This window comes from Streptococcus oralis, assembly GCF_026782235.1.
GTDB classification, from domain to species: Bacteria; Bacillota; Bacilli; order Lactobacillales; family Streptococcaceae; genus Streptococcus; species Streptococcus oralis_CC.
The window spans coordinates 162,684-185,108 of the sequence record NZ_JAKUWE010000003.1 but is presented as its reverse complement, the minus strand read 5'-3'; the positions used below and the strand labels follow the sequence as shown (position 1 = coordinate 185,108).

Below are 22,425 nucleotides of genomic sequence, written 5' to 3'. Positions count from 1 at the left end.
ATATCATGTTTTGCTTAAGAAAAAAGGATTGGACGGTGATTTCCAAAACTTTCTTTCTACTAAAGTTTACTGTGGATAAACCTTGCGAAATTCTTCTAAAACAACCTTGCTGTCAGGTGTAAAAGTTAGTCCTGTCTCTCTCAGCCACTCGGCGAAATAGTCCTCATGAACCTGACGCCAATAGGCTAGGGATTTATCACCTTCCCCTTCCTTAAAGGCATGTTCAGCAGAAACTTGATTAAAGGATTCGACAGAAACCTTTGTAATTTCGACAATGCAGACAGCTCGATCTTGGCTATCTAAAATGATATCAAAAGTTCCTTCTTGTGGCAGGGGTTCGTCATCAACTGCATACAGATCATAGGCTGATGCAGTTGCCGTCTTTTCGCCTTTTAAAACCAAGTCGGCCAAGAGATCGGCTTCCACTCCAAAAGCCCAGGCATCTATCTCATCTCCAATCGAGGGGTTAATTTGCTTGTATGCATTCCACATTTCTTGAGGTGTCATTGCTTGCTCCTTTGTAATTTTTTACTCACTTCTTTTACACGTTTGAGATGGTCTGGATGATCAATCTCTAAATTAAAAATCTCTAGAATAGAACTGTAGTGGATAATGCATTTGATACCCATCTGATTCATTTTTTGTATGAAGGAAAAGTTCAGATAACCTGCTACAGCCAAGTCAATTTTTTCATACTTGCTTTATCCTGCATATCTCTCAGCATATCTAACATTATTGGACTTTCCATATCATGCCATTGACTGTTTCTCACAGTCGCAAAAACAAAAGAAGTCAAATCATTCATTCCAACTATAATCTTTGAAATACTCGTTTCTATTATTCTGTCCAAGTCAAAATAAGCTGACGGTAATTCAATCATTGTGCCGACTTTTCCAGTAAAACCATGCTGACGTAATACTCTAATAGCTTGCTTTAACTGCTCAGAATTATTGACAAAAGGAAAAATAACAGACAGATTGGGATTTGTTTGATAAACTTCTGTAACGACATGTGCCTCAGCCTGAAATTCATCAGGACACGCCAGCAAACGCCTAGTTCCTCTATATCCAAACAAGGGATGATTTTCATCAAAATGCTCTTTAGTCCCCTTTAGACAATTAGCTTCTGTATTTGTTAACTCTGAAAAACGATACCAAACCTCTTCATCTGAGTACAAGGAGCAAACGGTATCTAGATAATCTTTTACAAATTGCTGGCAACTTGCTAATAGGATGTTTTGATTAAGCTCTCTCAGTAAGTATTCTCCACGAATCATACCGACGTGGTGCAATAACTGAGGATACACTTTTTCAACAATTTGTTCTCCACTAAGGACAAGTTGGTTTCTCATCATTCACCTCGTCTTAAAAGATACAACATCAGATATCATCATATGAAACTTTCCTCTAGTTCAAAAGCTTCATAAGGTTCAACTAACTCATATCCTAAAAATTCTGCTACTTTTTTGGAAGCCTCGTTATGAGCATCCCAAAGTGGAAACATATCTCTATTTAAACTCTCTAGAATCATTGCAGCACCAAGCTTTTTAGCAAATCCATTTCCTTGTTCGTTTGGTCTAGTTGCAACTTCCACTTCAACTGCTTCACGGTAAACTAACCCTGAGGAAATCCCTGCAATCAGTTCATTATTTTTAAGAATCACAAAGCCAAATCCACCTTTTAAAACAAAATCCTGATAGGACTCAAAATCACCCTGTAAATCTTGTGACCATTCTTCCTCAGAAAAGCAGTTATAAATATGATTATCAATAGGCACAATATTGTAATCTTCCTCTAAGTGAGTAACTAGATCATTTAGAAATTCAACTTGAAAATTTGCCTTATCTTTAAAAGAATAGCGAGTAAAAGAATTTAGCCCCACTTTCCGATGCAGAAAATCTTGCCAATTAGTATTTTCTGAAATAATAATCTTATAATCTAAACCATATTTTCTAACAAAATCTTCCCAAAATCTGGAATTCAACTCCCCTGCTAGGTATAAAAAATTCCCAACATCATAAAAGCTTGTTGTCCTATCACTGTTTCGGTAGACAGTTCCGATTTGAGATTTAAGACCATAAAGAACCATATTTTTCTTCCATGTTTTAAATAGTTCCATTATCCCCCTACTTCACCTTCCAATTCATGTAAGAAGTCTTGTCCAGTTCTGGAAATCCTAGTAACTCTGTCTTAGCCTTCAAAACTAATGGCGATGCATTTTCTTCTGTGATTTTTTGAATATCCATCCAAATATATCCGAGTGAATCATTCGCACCATCAGACACAGCATCCGAAATAGTAACTTGAGGTGCAATCTCATTCATTTCAACATCATACAAGGCCATGATATGGTGAACAGTAAAATTTGTTAACTCTTCCCTGACGAAAACATCGTAGATTCGAGGATTGGAGTAGCTTCTAACAGTGAATCCTGTCTCTTCCATAACTTCTCTAATCAGCGTTTCCGTCAGTCCTTCACCAAGTTGCTGACTGCCTCCGGGTAGATCATAACGATGTTGATAAGGGCCTCTCGTTTTTTCAATGCAGAGTAACTTCTCGTTTTCAAAGCAAACAGCATAGACTCCAAAGTGTTTTTTGATTTCCATCTATCTCCTCCTACTTCAAAGACCAGCCACCATCAATGGTCAGGATTTGTCCTTGCATGGCGCTCGCTTTTCCACTTGCTAAGAAAAGACTAAGCTCTGCTATTTCCTCTGGCTCAATCCAGCGCTTGATGGGCGTTTCACTAGCCACCCAGTCAGCCAACCCACCTGGCTCAAAGTCCGCAGCGGTCATACCAGTCTTAACTGCACCAGGAGAAATCCCAAAGACCTGAATACCAGCCTCTGCATAGTCTAGAGCCAACTGCTTGGTAAAGCCAGCTAAGGCATGCTTAGACGAGGTATAGGCGTGACCACCTCCGCCAGCTAGACTCGAAGCAATCGAACACATATTGATAATGATCCCTTTTTTATTCTCTAGCATTTGCATCAAATAATAACGAGTCAACTCAACAGGAGTCATATAATTGATTTCAAAAATCTCTTGAATTTCCTGCGCTGTCTGTTCCAACAGTGGTTTGTAAGCATCCAAAACTCCTGCAGTATTGCACAAAACATCCACATAAGGGCTCCAGTCAAAAATAGGCTCCAAGTCCAAGGTTAAATCTCTCTGTAAAAAGTGAAAATCACCCTCCAAGAATGGATTTTCACCTTGGTCAACTCCATATACTTGATAACCCTTCTCTAAAAAAAGGCGAGCTTGAGCCAGACCAATCCCTGAACTCACTCCCGTAATCAATACACGTCTAGTCATGCACTTCTACCCAATCCGTCGCCAAAACATCACAAGGTGTCGGGCTCCACATGGAAAAACCTTCCCCTTCTCCAGAAACGTTGATTAGGAAATAAGGCGTCACTTCAAGTGCAACCCCGTTTTGCTCGATAGTGTCAAAGAGTTGGACATAGTTTTCAGCCCCTCCCCAACCAGTTCGTACATATTTTTTCTTGGCCTTTAACCTAGGCAGGATTTCTTCAAAAGTCATGTTGTTCTCCTTTAATGCTACATTCTTAGTTTAATTATAACAAAAAACCGTTTTCCAACGGCTTTTTGACTGTATATCTACTAAATTCTTCCTACCACTGCAATCCGGCTTCTCTGATTTCTTTCTTGGAGGCAAATTTACCATTTGGTCTGTGCCATCTTCCGTTTTTATCTCTAAAGTAGCCACCTGAATTTGTTGATTGCGAGTTTGATTCCTGACTTTCTTCCTTTTCTTGTGCAGCCTGACGTGCTTTTTCCTGTTCTTCTTCTTTTGATTTCTTTTCAGCTGCTTCTTTTTCCTCAGCCTCTTTCTTGGCTTTTTCCTCAGCTTCCTTCTTAGCCTTTTCTTTTTCTTCTTTTATCTTTGCATCTTCAACTGTATTTTTAGCAGTACCATCCAAATAATTGATTTCAGCATTAGCTGAAACATTGTCTAGAATAACATGCGTCACAGAATACTGATCAACCTTTTCCTTACTACCACCCAACTTGATTTCCAAGAGTTTGCCGTTTTCATCTATTCCCACATACTGCAACTCAATCTGTCTCGGGATCAATTCGTCCTTTTGATAGATTGGGGTCACCTTGTAGTCAAGATAATAGTTTGGGTGATTGGCCAACCAGGAGTCCAATCGATTTTCGTAATAAAACATACTTTCTTGATTAGTATTATCTGTACCATAATAAGTTCCAGCATTTAGCCAGTTGGTCATTGGAACCAGATTTCTCTTTTCATCATTTAATCCACTAAATTGGTACCCAATCAAATGACCTCGATTCATTAACCATGCCTTTTTAGAACCATCTCCATAGTAAAAATTATAGTTATGCCAACCAACTGGGTTATAACTTATCTTAGGCTCTCTCTTATCAGTTGGCTCATCGCTGTCCTTAAGTTGAATATGAGCACCCGTTGCGCGTGATTTAGAATCCAATTCCCCAAGTTCTAGTTGTTTCTCATTTTTAAAAGGCAAGAGTCCAGCTTCTTTAAACAACTTTTCATCGAACTTAATTTGCTTCTGTTCAATTTTTTCTTCTGGAACCTTTGATTCTACCTTATGTCCAGAACAAGCAACTAGTGTTGTGATCGAAAGCAAGGCAATTGAGAAGGATAGTAGCTTTTTCATAAAAGTCTCCTTTTTATATAGTAATTAGATTAATATCTTTTATTACATTTTACTATCATTTTGTTAATTGTTCAAGAACAAAGATGCTGTTATTATACTATTTCTCCTCCAATGACTAAAACAAAAACGATAACCACTTTTCAGTAGTTACCGTTGATTTCTTTTGATTAATCTTTCCCACCAAGTCTACTATTGATGGTCATCATGATGCTGGCTATTTTCTCACCCCAGTAAGGATCGGAAGCATAGCGAACATTCATTCCTGTCGCCTTGTTTCCAAGGTGGTCTCTGCCGTAGTCAATGTAATTCTCACGAATCCACTTGGCCGCTCCGAGAATCCCTTTGTCCACATCATCAAAGCTCTTAGCTGAAAGATATGGGCTAGTATCATAAGCCGCAATACCAAAGAAGTTGTTCTTATCTCTGGCAATTTGACTGTGTCCCCATGCACTTTCAAGAGCGCTATGAGCCATCAAGTAAAGGGCATTGACACCATAGCGTTCCTCAGCTTCTTTGAAAGTCGCTCCTTTACCCGCAAGAGGACTATCCTGCAAGTTCATCATCGAATACAGTTTATCCAATTCAGCTGCACTATAATTACTTGGTTCTCTCAAGTTTTTATAAAGGAAAGGATTTTTAATGGTAAAGCCATCAAAATGCTCCCCATCAGTTGAGTAGTACTTCTTACCAATAACCATAGCAGATGTGTGTGGAGCTACTTTGATACTCGTATAAGGAGAGAGTTCATGGTAGAGGAATTTCCCATCACTAGTATAATGAGGGATAAACTCGCTTCCTTCATCTACTGCTGTCAAATCACTTTGATTCATATAGCCAGACAAGCCAGAAATAGAAACTGCAAGTCGGCCGCCTTTTCGCGTCGAGCTATCCAGTGAAACAATGCTTCCTTGGTTAATGTAACTCAAGATTTCTCCAGATGCACTATAGACATAGGCAGTGATTGGTTTAACTTTGTAATATTTGGTTTTATCCGCAACATGCCATCTACCAGAAGCATCCAAGGTATGACCATCCACAGTTTCATTTTTTGCCATATAACCGCCTGATTTAAGGTAATACCATGATTGGTCGGATGAATCGTAGATAAGCTCTTTCTCAGCCATCTTTCCATTTGACTTGAGGTAGAACCAATTGTTCTTGTACCATACCCACTCACTCGCAGCCATATAACCACCAGATTTGAGATAGTAGTAACCATTATCCCAGAGCCATTCTTTATCAGCATAATTTCCATCAGAGTTAATATAGAACCATGAGTTATAATTCTTATCAAAGAGCCAACCTTTACCTGCTTTTGCTCCACTGCTCGTCACATAGGTGCGGTCAATCCAAGTTTCTGTGGAGAGGTAGCCACCGGATTTGAAATGGTAATCCTTGCCTTTAATCGTTTCCCAGCCGTTTTCAGCATAGGTTCCGTCTGCTTTCAAGTAAAACCACGAGTTATAATTTTTGTCAAAGAGCCATTCGGATTTCAGTTTAGCTCCACTCTTAGCAACATAGAAGCGGTCAATCCAACGTTCAGTAGAAAGATAGCCTCCAAATTTGAAATGGTAATCTTTACCTTTAATTGTTTCCCAGCCTTTTTCGGCATAGCTACCATCAGCTTTCAAGTAAAACCAAGAATCGTAATTCTTATCAAAGAGCCATTCGGATTTCAGTTTGGCTCCACTCTTTGCAACATAGAAGCGGCCAATCCAGCGCTCGGTAGAAAGATAGCCTCCAAATTTGAAATGGTAGTCCTTTCCATCTATGGTTTGCCAGCCATTTTCAGCATAGGTACCATCTTGTTGAATGTAGAACCAACTGCTATAGTTGTCATCATAAATCCAACCTTGTTTGACCTTATTACCATTTTCTGACAAATAGTTCTTACCAAGCCAAGTACTTTTCAGCATTTTACCTTGAGAATTAACGTAGTATTGGTTTCCACCTTGAGTGACCCACTCATCTTTGGCCATTTTCCCATCTTCTTTAAGGTAATATTTTTCCTGACCTTGTTGGATCCACTCATTTTGAGCTTTTTGACCATCAGACTTGAGATAATACCAGGATTGGTTTTCTTGGTCAAACACCCATTGATTCTTGACCCTAGCACCACTTTCAGCTACATAGTACTGGTTAATCCACGTTTTTGTAGCTAATTTTCCAGCTTCGTTAAAATAGTAATCCTTATCACCAACAGTCAGCCAGCCGTTTTCTGCACGTTGTCCATCAGCCTTAAGATAAAACCAATTCTGATACGTTTGGTCAAAGATCCATTGGTTGGTTACTTGTTTTCCATCAGCTTTGAGGTAGGTCTTTCCTTGCCAAGTACCTTCTTCGGCTTTTGCTGTTTCTACTACAGTAAAAAAACACCCCAATAAGCCGGCACTTACTAGGGCCACTTTCCATCGTTTCATTTAAATGCTCCAATAACGTTTTCTAAACCCTATTGTAACATAGCTAACCAACGGAAATATTACAAATTGATGAAGATTCTGTGTCTTGTTGACGATAAGGGGTGTCTAGCTTATCTCAGACTGGCTTTGACTTCCTGACGGAGATCTTCCAAGCTGCTAATGCCATATTTATCCATGACTTTTGGTAGATGTTCGATGATATCAGGACAGGCATAAGGATTGGTAAAGTTGGCTGTTCCAACACCGATGGCAGACGCTCCAGCCAGATACATTTCTAAAGCAGCTTCTGCCGAATCTACTCCTCCCATTCCAATGATGGGCAGGTCTGTTGTTTGGGCGACTTGACGGATGAGTTTGAGCGCTACTGGAAAGACTGCTGGACCAGACATCCCACCTGTTCCATTGGCTAGGATTGGTTTTCTGGTTTTAAGGTCAAAGCGCATACCGACTAGAGTATTGATCATGGTTAAGCCACTTGCCCCTGCATCCTCTGCTGCTTTTGCGACGGTGACAATATCCGTCACGCTAGGGGTTAACTTAACATAAACTGGCACATCAGAGGCTTCCACAGCTGCCTTTACCACTTCATAAGCTAGATCAGGATCTTGCCCAATCAAAAGTCCATGATTGCCGTGATCTACGTTGGGGCAGGAGATATTGAGCTCGATAGCTTTTACATTGGCTGCCTTGGAAATCCCCTGAGAAACGGCAGCGTACTCTTGTTTTGAAAAGCCAGCTACATTAGCGATGATAGGAAGTGTTGGATATTCTCTTTCCAACCAAGGCAGTTTTTCAGCTAAAACAGCTTCTAAACCAGGATTTTGCAAACCGATTGCATTGAGCATACCAGCAGGTGTTTCTGCCACCCTGGGAGTTGGATTTCCAAAACGTGGTTCAAGTGTCGTTGCCTTAATCATAATAGAGCCTAAAAGCTCTAAATCATAGTACTTAGCATACTCTTGGCCAAAACCAAAACAGCCTGATGCTGGAATGATCGGATTTTTCAAATCCAATCCTGGTAGAGAAACTTGTAAACGTTTGTTAGTCATAATTTTCTCCTTACAATATAACTGTTCCTGTGCGGAAAACAGGGCCATCTTCACAGACACGTTGGCTGACAGTCTCACTATCTGGCACTTTTAGGACACAGGCATAGCAAGCCCCCATCCCACAAGCCATACGAGATTCTAGAGATAAATAGGCTCTTGGGTGATTATAAAATTTTTGATTGATGTACTTCATCATTCCAGGCGCTCCACATGAGTAAACAGCATCAAATTGACTGTCTAAATCATTGATGACGACTGACACATTTCCCTTGATACCATAAGAAGCATCATCTGTCGTTACAAAAACCTGACCATATTGGGCCAATTCGGTTTCGAGAATAACAGCATCCTTAGTCGCAAAACCGAGGACCGTCACTACTGTCACACCACGCGCATGCAATTCCTTGGCTACTTCGAGCAAGGGCGGAACACCAATCCCACCACCAACGAGGAGAACTTGACTCTGGTGGTCTAGGTCAGACAAGTCAAAACCATTTCCCTGAGGCCCCATCACATCAAGAGTATCTCCCTGACTTAAAGTTGAAAAAATAGCGGTCCCAGCCCCCTCAATCCGATAAATGAGGTGACACTGCTTGTTTGCCTTGTCAATAGACGAAATTGAAATAGGACGGCGCAAGAGATGGGCGTCATCAGGCACGCGCAGATGGAGAAATTGGCCAGCTCGCATGGCTTCAACCATCTCCCCTTCTAGAACTAATTCAAAGATTGCTGGCGCGATTTCCTCCTGAGAAACCACCTTCATGGTTTCCAAACGAATGGCACCCAAACGCTTCTTACATGTGGGATTCATGGTTCTTCCTCCTTAAATTTTAAGGGGAGCAGATAAAGAAAAGACCTTGCTAGTGCAAGGCCTCAGGTTAGGTTAGGTTAGAATTCATGCGCACACTTAAAAAGTCCCCACAGAGAGTTCCCTATCCCTTTTATCTGACACCTTGTGAGTCTCTCTGGACTCCCCTTAAAGGTTAAATTTGTATTAGTATACTCTTTCAAAGAAAAAAAGTCAAGTAGAAAACGAACATTCTACTTGACTTCATGGGATTATTTTTCACGAATGACTTCGACCTTGTAGCCATCAGGATCCTTGACAAAGTAATAGTTTGGTGCAGTTCCTGGAAGTCCATTAGGTGCTGTAACCTCATAGCCTTTAGCGCTATGTTCTTGATGTAGGGCCTCAAGGTCAGGTGTGCTGAGAGCGATATGGGCAAAGCCATCTCCCACCACGTAAGGACCGTGATCGTAGTTATAGGTCAACTCCAACTCATAGTCATCACCATCAAGTCCTAGATAGACAATGGTGAAAGCATGATCTGGAAAATCTCTGCGACGCAATTCTTTAAAACCAAAAGCATCTTGATAAAATGCGATTGATTTTTCAAGGTTTTCTACTCGCAAGCAAGTGTGTAACATTTTCGAAGCCATATATTCTCCTTTATTTTTAAAAAGACTGGGACAATCCTGTTCCAGTCTTATCAACTATTATTTACCAAGTTTTGCTTTAGCTGCATCTGCAAGAGCTGTGAAAGCTGCTGCATCGTTAACAGCCAAGTCAGCAAGCATTTTACGGTTAACTTCGATCTCAGCCAATTTCAAACCATGCATCAATTGTGAGTATGAAAGTCCGTTCAAACGAGCTGCCGCGTTGATACGAGTGATCCACAATTTGCGGAAGTCACGTTTTTTCTGACGACGGTCACGGTATGCATAGTAGTAAGAGTTCATTACTTGTTCTTTTGCAGTACGGAACAAGATGTGTTTAGCTCCATAGTAACCTTTTGCTAATTTAAGAATACGTTTACGACGTTTGCGTGATACAACGCCACCTTTAACACGTGCCATGTTTTATTTCCTCCAAATATTTCCTAGAATTGTTTACTTACTGTTAGGCTATTATTTCAAGCGAGTAAGCATTGCTTTGATACGTTTGAAATCTCCTGAATGCACCATAGATGCTTTACGAAGATGACGACGTTGTTTCTTAGTTTTTCCGTGGAAACGGTGAGAAGTGTAAGCACGGAAACGTTTAAGTCCACCAGAACCTGTACGTTTGAAACGTTTAGCTGATGCGCGGTGTGTTTTTTGTTTTGGCATGATTTTTTCTCCTTTATTTAACTTTCTGACAATTATTTTTTGTCAGTTGCTGGCGCCAACTGCATGAACATTTGGCGTCCATCCATCTTAGCTCGTTGTTCGATGATCGCAATATCTTGTGTTGCTTCAGCAAACTCGGCTAAAACTTTTGCACCAATCTCTTTATGGGTGATCATACGCCCTTTAAAGCGAATGGATACCTTAACTTTATTTCCTTTTTCAAGGAACTTGCGTGCATTGCGAAGTTTTGTGTCAAAGTCACCCTTGTCAATAGTTGGACTCAGACGAACTTCTTTCACAGTAACAACACTTTGTTTTTTACGTTGTTCTTTTTGCTTTTTCTGGTACTCAAATTTGAACTTACCGTAGTCCATAATTTTAGCAACAGGAGGTTTTGCTTGGGGTTGAATCAATACTAAGTCAACATTTGCACTATCAGCCAATGCTTGCGCTTCGCTGAGTGGCTTGATGCCTAGCTGTTCTCCCTCAAGACCGATCAAGCGAACTTCACGTACACGAATTTCATCATTGATGAATAAGTCTTGCTTTGCTATGGTTTTCACCTCTTTTTTATTATTAGAGAAAAACAATAGCGGACTCGTAATGATACAAGCCCGCACGTTATGATAGCGTTTCTTAGAAACTTTTCATCCGTAGGGCCAGGCAACTTGATGTCACAAGGCGAGAAGCTCTCACTTCTGCTTTTCTCAACTTTTATATGATACCAAGTTTTCTATTCCTTGTCAAGATAAAAAGTCAATTTTTCGAAAAGTTTGTCTATTTTATCGAACCGTTTCAATTCGCCAACTATTCCACCCTTTAAAGCGGATAGCTCCTTGCTGGTCTGTTCGGTAAATCTTACTCTTGATGGATTCTAGTCGTGTCAAGCTTTCCTGATGGGGGAGTTTCGCACGATTGCTCTTCCCAACTGAAATAAGAGTAATTTCTGGTTTGAGTTTTTCTAGAAAAACTGGATTTGATGAGGTTTTAGCACCATGCTGGCCAGCTTTCAAAACATCCACCTTCAAGTCTGGATAGTGCTTCAGCAAGTCCTTCTCTCCCTTCTCTTTCAAATTTCCTGTGAAGAGAAAGTGCTTATCCAAGAGTTTTCCATAAAGAACCAGGGAACCATCACGATCCCCATCTCCAATCTGCCTTGGAGATAGAACTTCTAAGTAACTGCCAAAAATCGGCAAGTTCTCCCCTGCAGTTACACTGCGCACCTCGGTTTGGCTTGCTTCTAATTCTGCCACAAAATCCTTCTGTGTCAAACTTCCTTTTGATACTAAAATCTCCCCGACATGGAAAGCCTTGGTCACTTCCAGCAAATCTCCAACATGCTCCTTGTCTGTATTGGTCAAAACTAGCTGGTCAATCTTGGCTACTCCTCGACTTTTTAGATAGGGAATCAAGGTACGTTGGGCTTTGCTGGTCGTCGACTTTTCTTGCCAAGCTTGAATTTTCTTGTCAGATTCTGCTTTACCTCCTACATCTATGAGAATTGTTTTACCAGTTACATCCCGTAGGAAAATACTCTCCCCTTGCCCAACATCTAGCATGGTAATTTCATTTTCCAGAGGATGCTTGGTTAAGAAAAAGAGCCCTACGACAAAGAGACTGAATCCTGCTAGTCTTTTGATATTTTTCCTCATATCATAGACCAAGGCTAATGAAACTAACAGTAGAATCAACAGCCATGCGTTGGGTTGACCAAATACCAGAGGCCTGCTTGCCAGCTGCGATACCAAGCGAATGACGCCCTCCAACCACTCAAAGACAAAGTTAAACTGAGTGACTGGGTAAACAAAAGACAGAATGAATAAGATGGACAAAAGCGGTAAAAATACCACATCAAACAGAAAGGAAAAGACAAAGGTCAAAAGAATAGACCAAGGCTGAAATTCTGCAAAATAAAAGGATAGAATGGGCAATATTCCCAAAGAAATGACCAAACTTTCTCTGGCAACAGCCTTGATCCCATCGCCTTCTTTGCTAGTCATGGTCAAGATAAAAGCGTAAGCGCAGGACAAGACCCCTCCTGCAGTTAGGAAAAAGTTTGGCATAATGATAAAAAGGACAAGGACCGTCAAGGCAAAATTATCCAACCCCTTGTAGCCATGTTGGGCCAGTAACTTTTGCAAGAGACTGCGAATGACCGATGCTGAAAATCCTGTCAAACCAGCATAGATAAGAGAAAAGGGATAAGTCAGCCACTTCAACTTTTCTTGGGTCAAGCCCAATCGTAAGAGGAGTTTCTTAAAGGCATCCATAAAGAAGCCCACCTGCATACCTGACAAGGCAAATAGATGGATAATTCCAAGACTGGAATAGAGCTCATTCATCTCCTCGAAATCCGTATCTAGATGTCCAAGCAAGAGCCCTGTCATATAGTTGCGCATAGGATCTGGAAAGTGCGTCTTGATCCAAACTACTACCTTTCGACGTAAACTAGACAGATTTTCTCCTATATCCCAACTGCTAACCTTTTTAAGTGACTGGATGCTCTTGATAGTCAGTGTCTGGTAAATCCCCTGAGTCTTCAGATAGGCTCGGTAGTCAAATCCGCCAAAATTTCTCTGCCCTTCTGGCTCAGAGACTGTTCCTTCTAGCTCTATCTCGTGAAGGTCTGTTAAGGTCTGAAAGAACTCTTTCTCCTCCTCAGACTGGAGTTTATAGTAAACTTGGAAGGTGCGACCCTCAGCCTTGCCCCGAAAGGACAGACTGTCTCCATTGACTTTGATGGTATCTGGTAAAATCCGTACCCTTTCAACAGAATCCACTAGGTTCTGACTAGCTTGTGTCTGTTGCCAGTTTTGAAACAAAAAACAAAATCCAAAAACTCCACAAATCGCTAGAACTTTACCAGCCGATTTCCAAGGAAATTGGAAAAAGAGACAGACAAGCAAAAAAACAAAACCTAGCAGTGAGAGATAAGACGCTCCTAAAATGGCATAGTAAAGCCAGAGTAACAGAAAGCTCAGATAGATTAGGGGAATTGGGAAATTCTTAATCCACTGTGACATAATCTTTTAGCTTTTCTATGGTCTTAGCGCCAATACCAGAGACCTTCTTTAATTCATCTACCGACTTGAATTTACCATTTGCCTCACGATGGTCGATAATATCCTGTGCTCGCTTTCCTCCCAAGCCTTTGACCTGTTTTAGTTCTTCCAGACTAGCTTTATTAAGGTTGATCTTCTTTTCTTTACTTGTCGAAGGAGACGTTCCAGAGGCAGCCTGCTGACTAGCCGCTTCTTCTCCCTTAGTTGGAACATAGACAAGAGCCTCGTCACTGACTTTCTGAGCGAGATTGAGCGATTTACTATCTGCTTCCTCTGTCAATCCACCAGCTTTCTGAACGGCATCATGAACTCGACTTCCTACTGGCAAATCATAAATCCCTGGCGATTTAACAGCACCTTTGACATCTACCGTAATCAGATCTTGTTCAGGAGATTCGTCCTTTTCTTCCTTCTTCATTTCTTTTTCAGACGATGAATCCTTTGAAACAGCTGCGACTTCAGTCTGCAAATTTGTTTCTGTGACGGGTGTCTGTGTAGTTGGCTTTAGTAGGAAAAATGCGCCCAAGGCCAAACCCAAACCAGCACAGATGACAATGATTTTATACTCTTTGATTTTCTCGATAATTGCTTCCATATTTTCTCCTCTCTTAAGTTATTCGTAAGAGGAAGAAAAAACAGTCGAAAATTTCTTTTCAACTGCTTATTTATTTGTAAAATAGTCTTCATTAGTCAAGACATAATGAACCCTTGTGATAATTCGACCTGGTTCTTTATTATCCATTCTGGCATATGGTTCTTCGTGGGAAAAGCGCATACCTGATTTCTCCATGACCTTTCCTGATGCGGGATTGTCTTTATCGTGAAGAGCGGTCAACTTGTTCATTCCAATCTTCTCAAAAGCCAGTTCAATCACGGCACGATTGGCTTCTGTCGTCAATCCTTGATTCCAATATTTTTTATTGATAATGTAGCCAATAGCTGCCTTCTTAAGAATAGGATCAATCTTGTGCAAATCAATGGTTCCGATAAACTGGCCAGTGCTTTTTAGTTCGATTCCCCACCGTCCCAAGGGACTAGCCAAGTAGAACTGAGAGATGTTGTTCTTGGTCTCTTCTAGGCTTTGATTTGTTGGAAAAGTATAGCGTGTATTTTCTCTGTCTGAGGCATACTCAAACATAGCTTCTGCATCGTCCAAAGTTACAGGTCGGAGCAATAAACGCTCCGTTTCTATAGATGGATACTGGGCAAATTTCACAAATATTGATTCCATACTTTTTCCTCCATTAGAGCTTGATTCTCACTAGTCTAGCATAAATAAATTTGGATGACAAGTTTTTCTTGATTTTTGAAGCGGTTTCATATACAATAAAACCATCACATTTTTGATTTATGAACTGGAATGTGACAACTAAAGCAATACCGTTAATTGAAAGGTAGGTTATCTCTATGTTAATCGGAATTCCAAAAGAAATTAAAAATAACGAAAACCGCGTTGCCCTCACTCCTGCTGGCGTCCACAATTTAGTCAGCCGTGGACATCGCGTCCTCATCGAAACAAATGCTGGTCTCGGTTCAGGATTTACTGATGCTGACTATCAAAAGCAAGGAGCTGAGATTGTCGCTACTGCTGCTGAAGCCTGGGCTGCCGAATTAGTCGTGAAAGTAAAAGAACCACTAGCTTCTGAATACGGTTATTTGCGTAATGATCTTCTCCTCTTCACCTACTTGCACATGGCCGCTGCTCCAGAATTAGCAGATGCCATGCTAGCAGCCAAAACAACAGGAATTGCCTATGAAACTGTTCGTGATAATCAAGGACAACTACCGCTCCTTGTTCCTATGAGTGAGGTTGCAGGTCGTATGGCTGTTCAAATCGGAGCCCACTTCCTTACTAAGCAAGCTGGTGGTTCTGGTGTCTTACTAGGTGGTGTACCAGGCGTTCCAAAAGGAAAAGTAACCATCATCGGTGGTGGTGTCGTCGGTACACATGCTGCCCGCATTGCCCTTGGTCTTGGTGCTCAAGTGACTATTTTAGATATCAGTGCTAAGCGTCTCTCAGCTCTAGAAGAAGTCTTTGGAAATCAAATTCAAACTCTTATGTCTAATTCATTCAACATCGAAGCAAGTGTGAGAGATGCTGATGTGGTGATTGGTGCAGTTCTTATCCCTGGTGCCAAAGCACCAAAATTGGTGACAGATGAGATGGTCAAACAAATGCGTCCAGGCTCTGTCATTGTTGACGTTGCTGTTGACCAAGGTGGCGTTATCGAGACAGCTGACCGTGTGACAACGCACGATGAACCTGTCTATGAAAAACATGGTGTTCTCCACTATGCCGTTGCCAATATCCCTGGTGCGGTCGCCCGTACTTCTACTATCGCCCTAACCAATGTCACTCTTCCTTATATCGAAGCATTGGCTGACAAAGGATTCGCACAAGCAATCTCTGAAGACGAAGGCTTACGTCAAGGTGTGACCACTTATCAAGGTTACTTGACCAGCCTCCCAGTTGCTCAAGGTCTCAATAAAGATCATACTTCTATCGACGAACTTGTTTAAAGCTAGACACTCATTAAAAAAGAGCAGTTCACATCTGAACTGCTTTTTTTACTATTCTGTTTCTTCCTTCTTTTCTTCAACCTTAACTGGAGCTGGTTCATAAGCTCGGATAATCTGAGCGACAACTGGATGACGAACCACATCCTTGGCTGAAAAATGAACAAAGTCGATTTGGTGAATGTTCTTAAGCTTTTCTTGGGCATCAATCAAACCGGACTTGACATTACGTGGCAGGTCAATCTGACTGATATCTCCATTGACAATCATCTTAGAATTAAAACCTAAACGCGTCAAGAACATCTTCATCTGCATGATAGTCGTATTTTGTGCCTCATCGAGAATGACAAAAGCATCGCCCAAGGTCCGACCACGCATGTAGGCAAGGGGCGCAATTTCGATAATTTCACGCTCCATGAGACGAGTCGTTTGGTCTTTGCCAAGAATCTGATACAAGGCATCATAAACTGGTCGAAGATAAGGATCTACCTTCTCCTTGAGATCTCCCGGAAGAAATCCAAGACTCTCACCTGCTTCGACTGCTGGTCGAGTCAGAATAATCCGCTTGACTTGCCCGCGTTTAAGGGCTGTCACTGCCAAGGTCACTGCAAGAAAGGTCTTCCCTGTCCCTGCAGGCCCGATTCCAAAGGTCACATCATGCTGTTTGACACTGTCCACATAAAGTTTTTGACCCAGTGTTTTGACACGGATAGGCTTCCCTGTATTGTCCTTAATAATTTCTTCTTCGTAAAGGGCGACAAACTTATCAATTTCATCGTTTTTGACCATGCTAATAGCCGTCACCACATCTGGCGTACCAACGGTCATCCCACGGTTGACCAAAACCATCAAGGCTTGGATAACCTGACGGGCTTCCTCACAGGCAGTCTCTTCGCCCAAAACCTGGACAATCTCCGTACGAGCATGAATCACCACATCGAGCTCTTCTTCCATCAAACGAAGATGGCGCTCATTGGAACCAAAAAGATGAAACAGGTCATCTGGATGACTCAGTTGAATGTCTATTGAATGTTCCTTCAAATAAAGAACCTCTCTAATCCGTTTATTTCTTTTTATTATAGCAAAGAGAACAATAAAATACTAGCCTCATCTCATTGTCTCTAGTGTTCTAAGTATTCTTGCCAGATGGCATCAAAATCTCCTAGGTTAAAAGAGAAACTGGCATGCTCCTCCAAAAAGCGACTCACCTCATCAAAATCATCCGTGTGTTTTGGAAAGGCTGACTCCTCAAAAGCGAGATCTGCCAAGATGGCTTTAGGGCTATTACTTTTAGGATTGCGCTCAGTCATGAGCCAAGTGTAAAATGATTTTCTCAATTCTTTCTCCTATCAAGAGTTTTTTGATGACACTTTTCTGATTCTTGAAAATTACTGGACTTAGCCTTTGATACGTAGTGGTTTATAAAATCTGTTTTAGCATCTGTATAGGCGTCTCGATTGTGTTCAAATTGTTTCCACAAACTGAGTTTTAATTCCTGATACGCTTGGGCAATATCTGGATGCTGGCAGAGATAATCTCTAAAATAAATCTCGTCATGATCTCCCGTCATTCGCAAATGTAAATGAAAAACTTTCTCAGCAAATCCCTGCTCTGTGTATCCTTTATTTAGCGAAATCCTGTTAGGACTCTCCGACATCACTAGCCAACCATTCTTCACCAATAAATCCCTAACTCTTGCTAAATCCTCTATTCTACCTACTTCTAGCAGAATATCGACGATATTTTTGGCCCAAATATTAGGGATAGTAGTGCTACCGATATGTTCTATTCTTTTAATAAGATTTGCACCCAATATTTTTTCAGATTTGCTTTTTCCGATTCATACCAGTCTTTCCACTCTGACCTGTGCTCTACTAGAAAAATAGGAAAAAGTTGCCAGAGTTCCTCTAAACTCATTTCTTCAAGTTTCTTTATCATGTCTATAAGGTTTAAATCAACTCTGTCCCAAACTGGTCTTGCTTGATTTTGCCAGCTTTCATCAAACCTCCGAGTGCTTTCTTGAACTGACCTTTAGAAATGCCAAAGGTTACCTTGATATCCTCAGGGGATGACTTATCATTCAAGGTCATGAAACCGCCATTGCTTTCCAAGTAAGTCAAAATCATCTGGGCATCATTTTCCAACATTTCAAAGGAACGTGGTTTGAGGGATAGGTTCAGAGTGCGGTCAACCTCGCGGAAACCAACGACACGCGCATCTAATACTTGTCCCAAACGTGGCTCTGAATAGCGCTCACTAGGATGGATAAATCCAAGCATGTTGTTTTCTGGTAGATAGACAAAAGTTCCTGATAACTTAAGACGATAAACGATTGCAGGCCAGTTTTGGTTCTGCATGTTGTTGTAGGCAGGACGAGCCAGACGTTGGAAGTCTTCCTGATACGCCAAAAGTCCCCAGATTCGGTCTTTCTTGTCCACTTCAAGACGGATGTAGAGTTTGTCACCTTTCTTAGGCCAGAGTTCCTTGAGCTCAGGGAGGATATCGAGTGACACAACGATTTCTTTATCAGGTAGACCGGTATCGACAAAGACACCCAAGTCCTTACGAACTTCTGTTACCGTTCCCCAACCAAATTGGTCCTGAGTGGCAGTCACTTCTAGAGTGGTCAAGCGGAGTTTTTGCTTCATATCCGTGTAGGCAAAACCTTTGACCGTATCACCTACCGAATGTTGACCTTCTTCCTTAGCAAGAGCATAGGTTTGACCATCCTTTTGCACAAAGTAAAAACGGTCATTTTCATCGATTATGAGTCCAACGATAAAGCTTGCAAGATTTGTATTCATATTTCCTTCTTTCGAATAAAACTCAGCCAGCAATGCTAACTGAGTTTTTCTGTTTATTTTTAGACTTCCAAGAGTTCTTTTTCTTTGTTGGCAGTCATGTCGTCGATGTGTTTGACAGCATCGTCTGTTACTTTTTGAATATCTTTTTCAAGTGTCTTCAATTCATCTTCAGTGATTTCTTTTGCTTTTTCTTGTTTCTTAGCTTCGTCCATAGCATCACGACGGATATTACGGATAGCAACTTTAGCATTTTCACCGACTTTCTTCACTTCCTTGGCAAGGTCACGACGAGTTTCTTCTGTAAGAGCTGGGATAACCAAGCGGATCACAGAGCCGTCGTTAGCTGGTGTAATACCAAGGTCTGAAGCGTTCAAGGCGCGTTCGATGTCTTTCAATGAAGACTTGTCAAATGGTGTTACCAACAAAACACGCGCTTCTGGAATGGTGATAGAAGCGATTTGGTTAAGAGGAGTTTCTACTCCATAGTATTCTACGCGGATACGGTCCAGCAAGCTTGCATTGGCACGGCCGGCACGGATACCTCCAAATTCACGAGCAAGTGAGTGGTGAGACTGGGTCATTCTTTCTTTCGCTTTTTCAATAATTGAGTTAGCCATAATCTTTCCTATTCCTTTTCTTCGATATTGTTTGAAACTGTTGTTCCGATATTTTCACCAAATACGACACGTTTGATGTTGCCTGGTTGGTTCATATTGAAGACCACCAAGTCAATGTCATTATCCATAGAGAGGGTTGAAGCTGTTGAGTCCATGATACGAAGACCTTTATTGATAACGTCACGGTGGGTCAATTCTTCAAACTTAACGGCTGTCTTGTCTTTCTTAGGATCGGCATTGTAAACACCATCTACGCCATTTTTAGCCATAAGAATGGCATCTGCTTCGATTTCAGCTGCACGAAGAGCCGCTGTTGTATCGGTTGAGAAGTAAGGTGAACCAATTCCGGCACCAAAGATAACGATACGGCCTTTTTCAAGATGACGAAGGGCACGTCCACGTACGTAAGGTTCTGCCACTTGTTGCATAGCAATGGCTGTTTGCACACGCGTATCGACACCAACTTGTTGCAATGAATCTGCCATCACAAGAGCATTCATAACGGTCCCAAGCATTCCAGTGTAATCGGCCTGAACACGGTCCATTCCTGCTTCTGCAGCAGGTTCTCCACGCCAGAGATTTCCTCCACCAATAACAAGGGCAATTTCTATCCCTAGACTATGAACTTCTTGAATCTCTTTTGCGATTGTTTGAACTGTTTGGATATCAATCCCTACGCCACGTTCACCGGCAAGGGCTTCACCTGATAACTTGATTAAAATACGTTTATACTTGGGATTCGCCATTTTTACTCTCCTTTTTTTATTCTACCTATTTTATCACAATTTCTAAGATTTTTATAGTATCATGAGCAATTCTTTCAAAAAAATTAGACCGTTAAAAATTCCTCTAAGTCGCTAAGAGCACGCTCTGCAATTTTTTCATAACGAGCTTTTTTATCACGGATACGCTCTCCTTCCAACTCCTTGATAATCCCAAAATTGACATTCATCGGTTGGAAATGTTTGCTGTCCGCATGGGTGATGTAATGAGCCAGACTTCCGATTGCTGTGGTCTCTGGGAAGATAGCTTCACTTTCACCCTTAAAGAGGCGAGCAGCGTTAATACCTGCAACCAAGCCTGAAGCTGCTGACTCAACATAGCCTTCTACACCCGTCATCTGACCAGCAAAGAAGAGGTTAGGCTGCTTCTTAGAACGATAGGTTTGTTCTAGCAAGTTCGGTGAATCCATATAAGAATTACGGTGCATGACCCCATAACGAACAAACTCCGCATTTTCAAGACCTGGAATCATTTGGAAAACACGCTTTTGCTCTCCCCATTTGAGGTGGGTCTGGAAACCGACGATATTGTAGAGGCTACCAGCCGCATTGTCCTGACGAAGCTGGACAACTGCATAAGGTGTTTTAAATTCGCCATCACGAGGTCCTGTGTAATCATCTGGATACTCCAGACCAACTGGCTTCATCGGACCATAAAGCATGGTTTTAATGCCACGCTTAGCCATGACTTCGATAGGCATACAACCTTCAAAGTACTTTTCTTTTTCGAAAGAATTCAGAGGTGCTTCTTCCGCATTGACCAATGCTTCATGGAAATCCATAAATTCTTGCTTGGTCATAGGGGCATTGAGGTAGGCTGCTTCTCCCTTGTCATAACGAGACTTGAGATAGACCTTGCTCATATCGATGGTATTGACATCGATAATCGGCGCCGCCGCATCGTAGAAATAGAATCCATCCCCATCATTAAGGGCATGAATCTTTTCAGCTAAGGCATCACTAGTCAAAGGACCAGTAGCGACAACTGTAATAACATCCGTTGGCAATTCTGTAATTTCATCACGAACCACCTCAATCAAGGGGTGGTTGGCTACTTTTTCGGTCACCATTTGGGAGAAACCGTCACGGTCCACCGCAAGGGCACCGCCCGCAGGAACACGTGTAGCCTCAGCAGACTCCAAGATGACAGAACCCAAGCGGCGCATTTCTTCCTTGAGGAGTCCAACGGCATTTGTCAAAGCATCCCCACGTAGGGAATTGGAACAAACTAACTCAGCAAAATTGTCTGTTTTGTGCTGGGGTGTTGACTTGACACCACGCATTTCATAGAGTTTAACTGGAATACCACGTTCTGCAATTTGATAAGCAGCTTCAGACCCTGCCAAACCTGCTCCGATAACATTGATATAAGATTGAGACACGACACTAATACCTCTTTGGGTGGAAACTAAGTTCAAATAAAAACAAGCTACTAGACTGTTTGACACCCACAAATCTTTCTAATTTTTCTTTTACTAGTATAACAAAAAAAGGGAAGAAGGCAAACTTCCCTGTTCAGTCATTTTCTTGATTTTCTTCCCAATCATGGTAGGCAGCGTAAAGCTGGCTTTTATTCCACTGGTAGAGTTTTGCAACTTCCTTTATGGCTTGATTTTTTTTCACACCTTGCTGGATACGAGCTTGGATTTCTGAAAACAAGTCCTCCTCGTCCTTTTCTTCCACATCCTGACTGGTGCCTTCAACGATGAGAAGGCATTCTCCCTTGAGTGGCGTTTCAGCTATGTTTTTTAATAACTCAGAAATGGTACCTCGTTGGTATTCTTCATAGATTTTAGTCAATTCCCTGACCAAGACCACCGAGCGGTCACCGTAGACTTCTAGCATATTTTCCAATGTATCTGATACACGGTGGGGTGATTCATAGAAAATCTGAGTTTCTGGATAATTTTTTTTCAAGTCGAAAAATTGCTTTTGCTGGCCTGATTTTCTTGGTAAGAAACCATAAAAGATATGTGGCTGTGGCGCTAAACCACTGGCAATCAAGGCAGAAATCCCTGCAGAGGCACCCGGAACTGTGACAACTGAAATCTCTTCCTCAATAGCTGCCTTGACCAAATCATGCCCAGGGTCCGAGATACTAGGCAGACCCGCGTCAGAAACCTGAGCAATACTTTGCCCCGCTTTCAGAAAACTAATCAAGTCAGGAATCTTTTCCTTAGCATTGTGCTCATGAAAACTAATCTGCTTGGTCGAAATGTCAAAATGCTTGAGTAAAAGCCCCGTGTTACGGGTGTCCTCAGCAGCAATCCAGTCCACCTCTTTCAAAGTCTGGATGGCACGAAAGGTCATGTCATCTAGATTGCCAATCGGCGTTGCTACTAGGTAAAGCTTGCCATAGGGAGATTGTCCCTTAAAACTTTTTTGAATCTGCATGC

24 protein-coding genes, 2 pseudogenes and 1 other annotated feature are annotated in these 22,425 nt (G+C 41.6%); of the genes and pseudogenes, 1 reads left to right on the top strand and 25 read right to left on the bottom strand.

Going from position 1 to position 22,425, the window contains the following annotated elements:
- Positions 1-66: 66 nt before the first annotated feature.
- The 17 genes and pseudogenes from MK396_RS04510 to MK396_RS04430 form a co-directional block, all read right to left on the bottom strand.
- Positions 67-507, bottom strand: a complete 441-nt coding sequence (locus tag MK396_RS04510) for an ASCH domain-containing protein (protein ID WP_268723800.1) — start codon at positions 505-507, stop codon at positions 67-69.
- Positions 467-1,351 (bottom strand): annotated as a pseudogene (locus MK396_RS04505) (putative PEP-binding protein). Before MK396_RS04505 ends, MK396_RS04510 begins: the two are co-directional and overlap by 41 nt.
- A 38-nt stretch (positions 1,352-1,389) precedes the next feature.
- Positions 1,390-2,118: a GNAT family N-acetyltransferase gene (locus MK396_RS04500; protein WP_268723799.1), complete on the bottom strand. Its 729-nt coding sequence runs from the start codon at positions 2,116-2,118 to the stop codon at positions 1,390-1,392.
- A 7-nt stretch (positions 2,119-2,125) separates the two neighbouring features.
- A complete protein-coding gene (locus MK396_RS04495) occupies positions 2,126-2,605 on the bottom strand; it encodes an NUDIX hydrolase (protein WP_268723798.1) in 480 nt (159 codons plus the stop codon).
- Positions 2,606-2,615: 10 nt separating this feature from the next.
- Positions 2,616-3,314, bottom strand: a complete 699-nt coding sequence (locus MK396_RS04490; RefSeq protein WP_268723797.1) for a 3-oxoacyl-ACP reductase — start codon at positions 3,312-3,314, stop codon at positions 2,616-2,618.
- On the bottom strand, positions 3,307-3,543 hold the full coding sequence (locus MK396_RS04485) for a DUF2829 domain-containing protein (protein WP_268723796.1): 237 nt from the start codon (positions 3,541-3,543) through the stop codon (positions 3,307-3,309). Before MK396_RS04485 ends, MK396_RS04490 begins: the two co-directional genes overlap by 8 nt.
- A 91-nt stretch (positions 3,544-3,634) precedes the next feature.
- A complete protein-coding gene (locus tag MK396_RS04480) occupies positions 3,635-4,669 on the bottom strand; it encodes a DNA/RNA non-specific endonuclease (protein WP_268723795.1) in 1,035 nt (344 codons plus the stop codon).
- A gap of 167 nt (positions 4,670-4,836) precedes the next feature.
- Complete coding sequence (locus MK396_RS04475) at positions 4,837-7,089, bottom strand: glucosaminidase domain-containing protein (RefSeq protein ID WP_268723794.1); 2,253 nt, start codon at positions 7,087-7,089, stop codon at positions 4,837-4,839.
- A gap of 110 nt (positions 7,090-7,199) precedes the next feature.
- Positions 7,200-8,186: a dihydroorotate dehydrogenase gene (locus MK396_RS04470; RefSeq protein ID WP_268723793.1), complete on the bottom strand. Its 987-nt coding sequence runs from the start codon at positions 8,184-8,186 to the stop codon at positions 7,200-7,202.
- Positions 8,149-8,949 (bottom strand): dihydroorotate dehydrogenase electron transfer subunit, encoded by an 801-nt coding sequence (locus MK396_RS04465; protein WP_268723792.1) that lies wholly within the window; start codon positions 8,947-8,949, stop codon positions 8,149-8,151. Before MK396_RS04465 ends, MK396_RS04470 begins: the two co-directional genes overlap by 38 nt.
- A 248-nt stretch (positions 8,950-9,197) precedes the next feature.
- Complete coding sequence (locus tag MK396_RS04460; RefSeq protein ID WP_268723791.1) at positions 9,198-9,578, bottom strand: VOC family protein; 381 nt, start codon at positions 9,576-9,578, stop codon at positions 9,198-9,200.
- 57 nt (positions 9,579-9,635) lie between these two features.
- Complete coding sequence (rplT, locus tag MK396_RS04455) at positions 9,636-9,995, bottom strand: 50S ribosomal protein L20 (protein ID WP_000124830.1); 360 nt, start codon at positions 9,993-9,995, stop codon at positions 9,636-9,638.
- Positions 9,996-10,046: 51 nt separating this feature from the next.
- Positions 10,047-10,247, bottom strand: coding sequence for a 50S ribosomal protein L35 (gene rpmI, locus MK396_RS04450; RefSeq protein ID WP_001125942.1), 201 nt, complete (start codon positions 10,245-10,247; stop codon positions 10,047-10,049).
- A 32-nt stretch (positions 10,248-10,279) separates the two neighbouring features.
- Entirely contained in the window at positions 10,280-10,810 is a 531-nt protein-coding gene (gene infC, locus MK396_RS04445; protein WP_000848184.1) for a translation initiation factor IF-3, read from the bottom strand.
- A 15-nt stretch (positions 10,811-10,825) separates the two neighbouring features.
- Positions 10,826-10,957 (bottom strand) — a sequence feature (ribosomal protein L20 leader region).
- Positions 10,958-11,029: 72 nt separating this feature from the next.
- Positions 11,030-13,270 (bottom strand): DNA internalization-related competence protein ComEC/Rec2, encoded by a 2,241-nt coding sequence (locus tag MK396_RS04440; RefSeq protein ID WP_268723790.1) that lies wholly within the window; start codon positions 13,268-13,270, stop codon positions 11,030-11,032.
- Complete coding sequence (locus tag MK396_RS04435; RefSeq protein WP_268723789.1) at positions 13,254-13,904, bottom strand: helix-hairpin-helix domain-containing protein; 651 nt, start codon at positions 13,902-13,904, stop codon at positions 13,254-13,256. The genes MK396_RS04440 and MK396_RS04435 overlap by 17 nt, the downstream gene beginning before the upstream one ends.
- 66 nt (positions 13,905-13,970) lie before the next feature.
- Positions 13,971-14,540 (bottom strand): GNAT family N-acetyltransferase, encoded by a 570-nt coding sequence (locus tag MK396_RS04430; RefSeq protein WP_268723788.1) that lies wholly within the window; start codon positions 14,538-14,540, stop codon positions 13,971-13,973.
- Between the two features lie 176 nt (positions 14,541-14,716).
- On the opposite strand from MK396_RS04430, the gene ald reads away from it, so the two are divergent.
- On the top strand, positions 14,717-15,829 hold the full coding sequence (gene ald, locus MK396_RS04425; RefSeq protein WP_268723787.1) for an alanine dehydrogenase: 1,113 nt from the start codon (positions 14,717-14,719) through the stop codon (positions 15,827-15,829).
- A 51-nt stretch (positions 15,830-15,880) separates the two neighbouring features.
- Here ald and MK396_RS04420 read toward each other — a convergent pair whose 3' ends face one another.
- The 8 genes and pseudogenes from MK396_RS04420 to rsmI all read right to left on the bottom strand — a co-directional run bounded on the left by MK396_RS04420 (position 15,881) and on the right by rsmI (position 22,423).
- Positions 15,881-16,867, bottom strand: coding sequence for a PhoH family protein (locus MK396_RS04420; protein WP_268723786.1), 987 nt, complete (start codon positions 16,865-16,867; stop codon positions 15,881-15,883).
- An 80-nt stretch (positions 16,868-16,947) separates the two neighbouring features.
- The gene (locus MK396_RS04415; protein WP_001232084.1) at positions 16,948-17,163 is read right to left on the bottom strand and encodes a YozE family protein; all 216 of its coding nucleotides are present in this window, start codon (positions 17,161-17,163) and stop codon (positions 16,948-16,950) included.
- Positions 17,160-17,764: pseudogene (locus tag MK396_RS04410) on the bottom strand (GrpB family protein). Before MK396_RS04410 ends, MK396_RS04415 begins: the two are co-directional and overlap by 4 nt.
- Before the next feature lie 11 nt (positions 17,765-17,775).
- Complete coding sequence (gene cvfB, locus MK396_RS04405; protein ID WP_268723785.1) at positions 17,776-18,630, bottom strand: RNA-binding virulence regulatory protein CvfB; 855 nt, start codon at positions 18,628-18,630, stop codon at positions 17,776-17,778.
- 59 nt (positions 18,631-18,689) lie between these two features.
- Entirely contained in the window at positions 18,690-19,247 is a 558-nt protein-coding gene (gene frr, locus MK396_RS04400; protein ID WP_213988435.1) for a ribosome recycling factor, read from the bottom strand.
- Between the two features lie 8 nt (positions 19,248-19,255).
- Positions 19,256-19,993, bottom strand: a complete 738-nt coding sequence (gene pyrH / locus MK396_RS04395) for a UMP kinase (RefSeq protein ID WP_000002996.1) — start codon at positions 19,991-19,993, stop codon at positions 19,256-19,258.
- Positions 19,994-20,076: 83 nt separating this feature from the next.
- On the bottom strand, positions 20,077-21,411 hold the full coding sequence (trmFO, locus tag MK396_RS04390; RefSeq protein WP_000083709.1) for a methylenetetrahydrofolate--tRNA-(uracil(54)-C(5))-methyltransferase (FADH(2)-oxidizing) TrmFO: 1,335 nt from the start codon (positions 21,409-21,411) through the stop codon (positions 20,077-20,079).
- A gap of 133 nt (positions 21,412-21,544) precedes the next feature.
- Positions 21,545-22,423: a 16S rRNA (cytidine(1402)-2'-O)-methyltransferase gene (rsmI, locus tag MK396_RS04385; protein ID WP_268723784.1), complete on the bottom strand. Its 879-nt coding sequence runs from the start codon at positions 22,421-22,423 to the stop codon at positions 21,545-21,547.
- Between the last annotated feature and the right edge of the window lie 2 nt (positions 22,424-22,425).